Source organism: Polycladomyces subterraneus, from assembly GCF_030433435.1.
Classification (GTDB): Bacteria; Bacillota; Bacilli; order Thermoactinomycetales; family JIR-001; genus Polycladomyces; species Polycladomyces subterraneus.
In genome coordinates, this window is record NZ_JANRHH010000017.1 from 2,916 (window position 1) to 12,132 (window position 9,217).

Below are 9,217 nucleotides of genomic sequence, written 5' to 3' on the forward strand. Positions count from 1 at the left end.
GTTGCACAAGTACGAAATGGGTGTATTAAAATTTGCTCTGCTAGAGTCCGGACATCTGCCCGCTAATCCCATTTAGTGGGCATATTTTTAGCTACCTCAACATTTGTGTTCACAATTTTTCCTGAAGGCGGGCGCTCGTTTAATTTCGGACTTACTATGTATGCGCCGTCTCTACAGTACGGAGCAATGAATAGTCTGAAGCGAGATTGCATGAAAGGAGGTTTATATTATGAGCGGATTCGGATTTGGTGGTTTCCATCATTTTGGTTTCGGATTGCGTCGCTTGTTGATTTTCCTGTTGGTGATCGCAACTATTTTTGTTTTCGCCGGCGTTGGATTTGGTTTCTAACGGATTTACACACAATGAGCCCAACTTATGTTGGGTGAGGCTATAAACAAACCCAGTGGCAAAAGCCCTGGGTTGTTGTTTATAGTTTGGGAGAAAGTGGAGAAATATAGACAGAGTTCACGAGAAAAACAGGCTAAACCCTATCACCGTTTTCAACCATATACATATAATACAGCAGGAAGATCAGCAGGAAATCCAAAGCCAACCATAACCATACGAACCCAACTCTATCTCCTTTCTTACAACCCAGCGGAAACCGCTGGGTTTGTACATAGATTGGGAGAATGTGCAGAAAGATTGACGGAGATAATCGGGGAACTAACTACTTCTAGCAATCTCGGCTAAAGGGAAGGTTCTGACGTATGTCAGAACCTGAGGCTGTTGACAGTGAAGGTCAACAGCCTTTTTTGTTGAGCAATGTTTCAATGATTAGAACAAATACATTATTTAAAAAGCGAGGCTCAACTCGCCTTACCTTTCATCTCGATTTCACTTGCTTTCGCATAAAAGATGATGCCAGACTAAAAAGTAGACATGACGAACTGGGGAGGGCAACATAAAATCAGGGGATGACCATTCACTGCCTTTTTTAATACAAATTAGTTTGATAGACTACACCAAAAATTATTTATCAACATATAATCTAGTAAAATCCACCAAAAAGGAGCTTTATAACTAAAGCCATTGCCATTGCAAGAGGACTTCGGGGACCACGGGGGCCACGAGGTCCTCAAGGGCCCCAGGGACCGCAGGGACCTCCAGGACCACGAGGACCCGCTTCCTGGATATCGTTCAATGATCCCGGTCTCGCAATACTTCATAGGCAGACACAACCGTCCCGCGATGCACTCAACGTTGTTCTGCCAGGGGATCTTTCTTTTCCAGCAGATCCAGCAGACAACGAACGCCCGCCATTATTCGAAGTCAATAGGAGGGGAAAAAATGAATTCAGATACTGTTTATAAAAATTTGGTGGATATCATCAACCAAACGGTAGGCCGCAAGTCAGTCAGCGTGAAGAAAATCAAAACACTGTTTGCGGAGGGTAAGCGGATTCGCAAACAATACGGCCTGACGGGATTGTGGTCATACACTTTACAATTTCCCTATCACTTTTTCACGAAGGAGGAAATCGAAAAACTTAAGAAATCCCCACGCTGGAATGAACTGTCATACAAGACGATCGACGCAATGGTGGCAGAAGGCGTGATTAATCCTAAGGAAGCGAGGATAATTAAACGGTCCGTGCACAGAAATTAGGCTGGTACGTTTAGACATATTTTTTAGACACAATTTTACCAATCCCCTGTACATTAAGGGATACTACCAGCATTTTTTAAAAGTGTACGTAGGCAACCAAGTGAAGCGATAAGGTAGTTTTTCCATTCGAAGACCAACCAAAATCAGCGGTAGATTGGTTCCTCCGTTAAAAGGATCACCCAACTTTTATGATAGGATCGTTTCAGCTGTTCGCAACTCGCGTACCTCCCTAATGGAGATCGGAACACCTGTCTCCCTTCGCCGTGTAAGCGGCTTTTCCGTTCTTAGACTACTATAGACTCCCTCACCCTAGGACCCGCGTCTTAGGCGATCCCACATTCCCTCGGTACCAGACGTTTCAGCGTGGTTTAGGTGCCTCGTTCGCTTCCTTGAGTGAGGTCATTCCTCAACGTCTTTCTGTCGGAAGGCTCGGGCTGCCAGAAGCTAAACACACCCTAAACAGACAGCATCAACATAAGACGTGGTGGTCGATGGGCGATTAATTGTGCCACTGAAAACGAGGTTCAAGCAGTTTAGCTTTCACCATGCCACGCGGTCTTGCAGAACCCGGCCATACACGTCTTCTGTTCCGTTTCCACTTTAGTGACATGATGTTTTCCCCTTCAGCTTTCGCCTCCAGGTTGGTTACTCGACCCAATAGTGTTCCTTCCAAATAGCTGGGAATAGGTGAAACCTTCCTTTTTCTTTTTTTCTCCCCCGATGAATAAGGTGTTGTAGCAGGGAGAAAGCATGGAGGAGGAGCCGGCATGTCCTTGATGGAACGGGTGGAGGCGACGATCCGCCGTTTACGTGAAACCTTGCTGCAGTGCCAAGGGACAGACGGTCGCTGGTCGTTTTGTTTTGAAAGCGGCGTGATGACCGACGCATATATGATCTTGCTGATGAAGCTATTGGAAGTGCGGGATGAACGGTTGACACAGGGCCTGGTGGAGCGGATTCTGGCCAGACAGGACAAAGATGGTGTCTGGCGAGTGTTTGAGGATGAGATGGAGGGAAATTTGTCGGCGACGGTGGATGCCATCTTGGCACTGATGTATGCGGGCGTATGGAAAAAAGGGAACCTCGTCGTCAAGCGGGTGCGTAAATACGTACGGCATCGACGTGGCTTACGACATGCGGGTTCACTAACCAAAGTTGTCCTGTCATTGTTAGGACATCTTCCCTGGGATCAACATCCCAAGGTGCCGACGGAATTTATGCTGTTACCTCTGTGGTTTCCTGTCAATCTATTTGATTTTGTCGGATTTACCCGCGTGCATGTGGTGCCCATACTGGTGGCGGCGGATCGTAAATATGCGGCCTATCTTCCGGAACGGCCCGATCTGTCCGGGTGGGAGGGGTCGAAGCCGGATGAGTTGCCGTATATCCTGTCGGATTCGCCGTTGAACGAGTGGGTGAACGCAGCATTCTCATCGTTTCCCGACGGAGCATTCGGGGCGTCGTCCAGACGTGAGGCCGCGTTGAAGTGGGCGGAGGCGTTCATGCTGGGACGGTTGGAACCGGACGGCACGCTGTACAGTTACTTCACCACAACGTTTTTGATGGTGTTTGCCTTGTTGGCACTGAACTATCCCAAGGATCATCCGGTGTTGGTGCGCGCGATGCAGGGATTACGGGCATTTGCTTACCCGCTGGCCGAAGGACTTCATTTACAGGAGACCACTTCGACGGTGTGGGATACGTCCCTGATCACACACGCATTGTTGGAAAGCGGTGTAAAGCCGGATCATCCTGTCATCAAGCGGAGTCTCCGTTATCTGTTGTCCCGTCAACAGACGAAACGGTCGGACTGGGCGCTGAAAAATCCGGGTGTTCCCGCGGGAGGATGGGGATTTTCCGATATCAACACCCTGAATCCGGATATGGACGACACATCGGTTTGTTTACGAGCGTTGACACCGGCCGCATTTCAACTGGGAGGCGAATACCGGTCAGCGTGGGAGCGAGGCGTGACTTGGATGATTTCCATGCAGAACCGCGACGGCGGCTGGGCGGCATTTGAAAAAAACACGGACAAGAAATGGCCCCGTTGGTTGCTGCCGTTTCACGATTCCCACACGGTGTGGACTGACCCGTCCATGGCTGACCTGACCGGCCGAACACTGGAGTGTGTGTGCCGATATACGGGGTTGGATCACCTCCATCCGGTGATCAGGAGAGCCTCGGCCTGGTTGGCCAAGCATCAGCGGCAGGACGGATCGTGGTTCGGCCGCTGGGGGATAGCGTACGTGTACGGAACGTGGGCGGCGTTGACCGGTCTGGCAGCGGCGGGGTGGAATTTGCGCCACCCGACAGTACGGCGGGGTGTTCGCTGGTTGTTGGCCGTCCAACGCTCGGACGGCGGTTGGGGCGAATCGTGTCGGAGTGACCGCGAGGGGCGGTACGTACCGCTTGCCTTCAGCACACCTTCCCAGACGGCTTGGGCCCTCGACGCACTGATTGCGGTGCACGACCGGCCGATCCCGGAGATTAAGGCGGGCGTCCGCTGTCTGTTGGATCTGCTGGAAAAGAAAGATCCCCGCATCTTCCGATACCCGACAGGCGCCGGCTTAGCGGGGCAATTTTACATTCATTATCACAGTTACGGCTACATATGGCCGCTGTTGACCTTGTCTCATTACCGAAACAAATACGGCGACATCGACGAATAACGACAGGGGTAATCCGCAACGAGTCGAATTGTCAAGGTGTATAGGGCAGTAAATTGCCCGTGACCCAATTCCTCGCTATCCGGTTCTTCGCTCATCGCTTGGTAGTCTGCCTGGCTTTTGTTTGCCTATGTAGCAAATCAAAATTGCACTGTATCGGTGATTGACACTTGCAACCTTGCCTGTGGGATCTGGTCCCAATGGCATCACGATTACTCCGATTCTGTTATTTTAAACTGATGAGCAGCTACGCGAATATGATCTGGTAAAATCACTCATGAGGGCCACTGAGTCAGGGGAAGGATTCGCCACTTTCAAGAAGTGGCGTTTTTTTTATCAATCAGAGAAAACTTGATTTTTCTTACGAATGCTAATGTAAAGCATTAGGGTATTAGGTAAGTAGCTTAAGCTTTTCCTTGATTTTCCCCCGACTATCCTGGGTATAGCGAGCGGTCGTCTGAATTGCGTCGCTCCTTGCTTGGTGATGTGGCCAAGGTAGTAGGCTATTTCCTCCAATGTCCATCCAGCTTCCCGGCAACGCTGCGCAAAATCATGCCGCAGATCGTGAAACGTAATGTTCTGAATCAGTTCCCATTCATCCACCGTGGCTTGTTTTTTCAGTTTTCGCCACCAGTGATGGATCCCCGCCTCGGTCAGCCGATCAGAGCGCTGCGATACGAAAACAAACTAACTGTCTTTCTATTTCTCATCTTTCATTCGTTCTTGCAAATACTCATAAAGCGGTTTTCGAGCCTAGTTCAACAAATCAATCTCCCGCTGTTTCCCGACTTTATGTCCCACGTACGCTTTAAGATATCATCTGGTTCCTTTACCTGTAGGCCCAAATACAATAACAATACATAACCCTACATATGATAAGGGGTGGCTACCATTGAAAACCATTGATCATGAGTGTTATCATCCTACGACGTGGTGTCAGCCGATGATGCACTATCCTTTGATCGATCGTATAATTATGAGGAAACACCATTACTATTGGTTTTCTCCTGAACTGTATAACCCACCTGAACCGATTAGACCCACTGTACCAATTATACCCTTTTTACCTGAGGTACCGTACTATACTACCTGGATATATAGATAACCCCATAGATGGTGATGTTTTTATTTGGGGTAGAGGGAGAGAAAAGCAAATTAGGTATCATCTACACAAAAAGTGGTAATCAAACTGTAAATAGTACCGAAAAACATTATGGAGATGGAACTTTGGCCCTTTTCCTATCATGTATCCATCAATACATAGGCGTTTTTTGTCAGAACAGGGCGGATATGTTCTGACTCTTTTTAGCTACTTCAACATTTGCGTTCACGTTTTTTCCTGAAGTCCCGTAGGTACTCGTTTAATTTCGGACTTACTATGTATGCGCCGTCTCTACATTACGGATCTATGAATAGTTTACAGAAGGCTATATAGAAAGGAGGATTATTATGAGCGGATTCGGTTTTCACCATGGATTGCGTCGCCTGTTGATTTTCCTGTTGGTAATCGCAACAATTTTTGTTTTTGCCGGCGTTGGATTTGGTTTCTAACAGGATTTACACACAATGAGCTCAACTTATGTTGGGTGAGAGAAATCCAGGGCAAAAGCCCTGGGTTTGTATATAGTTTGGGAGAAAATGGAGAAAGATAGATAGAGATCACGGAGAAAACAGGCTAAATCCTATCACCCTCCTCAAACAATTTACATATAAATAAATTAGTTGGCTACCAGCAGGAAGATCAGCAGGAAAGCCGCCAAAGCCAGCCATAACCATCCGAACCCAACTTTATCTCCTTTCTTACAACCCAGCGGAAACTGCTGGGTTTGTTCATAGATTGGGAGTGCAGAAAGATAGACGGAGATAATCGGGGTACTTCTACCTTGAACGGCCATGGTGATGGTGGCACTCCCCACTAGAGGCGTATTCATTTGATCCCCTTCAGCAGGTAGTCAGAAATAAGTAGACGAACTGTCCACGGCTTCACCCCCTTTCCAAGGGGTTCGCCGTCCCGTCCGTGAGCGGTATATCCGATATAGGGTACCGCCAGCAATTAAAAAAATCCAACGCTAAGCATTCCTGTAACAAAAGAAGAGGCACTTTGAAAAAAGAAAGTACCTCCTGTTAACATACGGGGTGTCAAGGCCTTGACCCCTGAATAACAAGGAGGTACTCACATGAAGTATAAACAAAATCGGAAATTGGAGGAAATCACAGAATCCACCCTCATTGTCGGTGCGGACATCACCAAGAAAGTTCATGTGGCCCGGGCACAGGACTTTCGCGGAATCGAGTACGGATCACGCTTGACGTTTGAGAACACCCATGCCGGATTCAACCGGCTGATTCGGTGGATTCGAACACTCCAGGCAGAACATGAGAAAACGCACGTCCTTTTTGGATTGGAACCAACCGGCCATTATTGGCTGCCATTAGCTCAGTTTCTTAGAAAACAAGGTATCCAAGTGGTGCTGGTCAATCCCTTTCACGTCAAGAGAAGCAAGGAACTCGACGACAATTCACCAACCAAGAACGATGTAAAGGATGCCAAGGTCATCGCTCAGTTGGTTAAAGACGGGCGGTATTCGGAACCCAATGTGCCGACCGGTGTCTATGCCGACCTACGGATCGCTATGATCCAACGGGATCGGTTAACAGAAGATCTAAAGCAGGTAAAAAACCGGATGCACCATTGGTTCGACCGGTACTTTCCCGAATATCCGGCAGTGTTCAAGAACTGGGAAGGGAAGGCTTCCCTGTACACGCTGAAGCATTTTCCACTTCCCAAGGACATCCTGGAACGAGGAGCGGAAAGGATCGCAGCCGAGTGGAAAACCGTCGTTCAACGTGCTGTGGGCAGAAAACGCGCCGAATGGTTGGTACAAACCGCCCGGAACTCCATTGGTTTGACCGAGGGTTTGACGATGGCCCGGATGGAGCTGCAAATGCTTCTGGAACAATATGAGTTTTTACGTCGGCAAATGGATCAACTCTCCACCAAAATCCAAGAGCTGCTTCAGTCCATTCCCGGTACCAGGGAGATGCTGAGTATCCCCTTGATCGGATGGGCGACCGTAGCCGGGTTTCTGTCGGAAGTGGGCCCTTTGACGGCCTATGATCATCCACAACAGGTGATCCGCCTGGCAGGATTGAACCTTAAAGAAAACAGTTCCGGGCAGCACAAGGGACGCACTCGCATCACCAAAAGGGGACGACCTCGTCTGCGATCTCTGTTGTTTAAAGCCATTCTGCCGCTGACAGCCCATAATCCGGAATTTCGGGCATTACACCGGTATCTGACGACGCGGCCGGAAAACCCGCTGAAGAAGATGCAATCCATGATCGCTTTGTGTTGTAAGTTGGTTCGCGTGTTGTTCACTTTAGGGAAAAAGCAGAAAACCTATGATGCCCACAGGATGTTGGGAGACGTTCGTCTTTCACAGTTACAAACAGCTGCTTGATCTCTTGTGATCTCGATCCCTTTTTTATGGACAACAGCGTAGAGCCGGGACGAATTCGGTCATACGGGCACGACCCTGTCGCTAAGCATCCCCCTGGCCTCCACCCCTTGGCAGGTTGGACGAAGGAATGTGAGGGCGAAGAACGAAACTTTTCCTTTTGCCTATTCCCACTTCCGTCGTCATCGCCGGGGGAACAGCCGCATATGCAATTTTTCTCATCTCTCGCCCAGAACCAGGATGTTTTGCAGTGGGCAAGTCACTTGCCCCTTCATCATTGATCCCTTTATTTCTTTCGCCCATTTCCCCGGTCAGGAGTGACATCCGACGCCGTTATGCGTATAATAAGCGATAATTTTTCTAGGGATGGGTGGGGAGAGAATTGAGTCACCAACTTGAAGAGTTGAGAAAGCAACTGGACGAAATCAACTTGCAACTGCTTCGCATCATCAACGAACGTGCGTCGGTGGTAAAGAAAATCGGAGAAATCAAAAAGCGATACAGTGTTCAAAAATTCGACCCGATCCGGGAGAGGGACATGCTGGAACGGATCGTGCAGCATAACGAAGGGCCGTTCGACGACAATACGGTCCGCCATCTGTTTAAGCAGATTTTCAAGGCTTCATTGAGCTTGCTAGAAGATGACCACAAGAAGGTGTTGTTGGTCAGCCGGAAGCGCCAGTCGAAAGACACCGTGGTGATGGTGGGCGATGTTCCGGTAGGCGGGGAACAAAATGTCCTGGTGGCGGGACCTTGCTCGGTCGAATCGGAGGAACAGGTTCGGCAAGTGGCGCAAACGATGAGCAAACTGGGGTTTCGTCTGATCCGCGGAGGTGCGTACAAACCGCGCACGTCTCCCTACGACTTTCAAGGTTTGGGAGAAGAGGGGCTAAAAATCCTGCGCCGGGTTGCAGATGAATTCGGTTTGAAAGTGGTCAGTGAAATCGTACATCCGGCCGATATCAAAATGGCGACGCAGTATGTGGATGTGATCCAGATCGGTGCACGCAACATGCAGAACTTTGAGCTCTTGAAAGTGGCAGGCTCCGCTCGCATACCCGTGCTGCTGAAACGTGGCTTGTCGGCCACACTGGAAGAGTTCCTGTTCGCGGCAGAATATATCGTCTCCCGCGGCAACACGCAAGTGATCCTGTGCGAGCGCGGCATCCGCACATTTGAGAAATGGACTCGAAATACGCTGGACATTTCGGCTGTTCCCATCTTGAAACAAGAAAGTCATTTGCCCGTGCTGGTAGACATCAGTCACTCCACCGGTCGTCGAGACATCCTGTTGCCCATCGCTAAAGCGGCATTGGCTGCGGGGGCGAACGGGATCATGGTAGAGACGCATCCGGAACCTTCGGTGGCGTTGTCGGATGCGCAACAACAAATCGATCTCAAACAACTAGAAGCATTGCTGACACAATTGCGTCAAACGCACGACTTGGTGTGAAGGAAGAGATGGCGGACAGATCCGCTTG

5 protein-coding genes and 1 pseudogene are annotated in these 9,217 nt (G+C 49.2%); 4 read left to right on the forward strand and 2 right to left on the reverse strand.

Going from position 1 to position 9,217, the window contains the following annotated elements; all coding sequences use genetic code 11:
* Positions 1-1,291: 1,291 nt before the first annotated feature.
* Positions 1,292-1,609, forward strand: coding sequence for a hypothetical protein (locus tag NWF35_RS03505; protein ID WP_301237694.1), 318 nt, complete (start codon positions 1,292-1,294; stop codon positions 1,607-1,609).
* Between the two features lie 767 nt (positions 1,610-2,376).
* Positions 2,377-4,281: a squalene--hopene cyclase gene (shc, locus tag NWF35_RS03510; protein WP_301237695.1), complete on the forward strand. Its 1,905-nt coding sequence runs from the start codon at positions 2,377-2,379 to the stop codon at positions 4,279-4,281.
* 333 nt (positions 4,282-4,614) lie between these two features.
* On the opposite strand, the pseudogene NWF35_RS16755 reads toward shc, so the two are convergent.
* Together NWF35_RS16755 and NWF35_RS03515 are read right to left on the reverse strand one after the other, a co-directional pair.
* Positions 4,615-4,953: pseudogene (locus tag NWF35_RS16755) on the reverse strand (tyrosine-type recombinase/integrase); the annotation flags it as partial.
* A gap of 1,043 nt (positions 4,954-5,996) precedes the next feature.
* On the reverse strand, positions 5,997-6,209 hold the full coding sequence (locus NWF35_RS03515; RefSeq protein ID WP_301237696.1) for a hypothetical protein: 213 nt from the start codon (positions 6,207-6,209) through the stop codon (positions 5,997-5,999).
* 246 nt (positions 6,210-6,455) lie between these two features.
* Between NWF35_RS03515 and NWF35_RS03520 the strand changes: the two genes are divergently transcribed.
* The gene (locus NWF35_RS03520) at positions 6,456-7,739 is read left to right on the forward strand and encodes an IS110 family RNA-guided transposase (protein WP_301237697.1); all 1,284 of its coding nucleotides are present in this window, start codon (positions 6,456-6,458) and stop codon (positions 7,737-7,739) included.
* A gap of 379 nt (positions 7,740-8,118) precedes the next feature.
* Positions 8,119-9,189, forward strand: coding sequence for a bifunctional 3-deoxy-7-phosphoheptulonate synthase/chorismate mutase (locus tag NWF35_RS03525; protein WP_301237698.1), 1,071 nt, complete (start codon positions 8,119-8,121; stop codon positions 9,187-9,189).
* Positions 9,190-9,217: the final 28 nt, after the last annotated feature.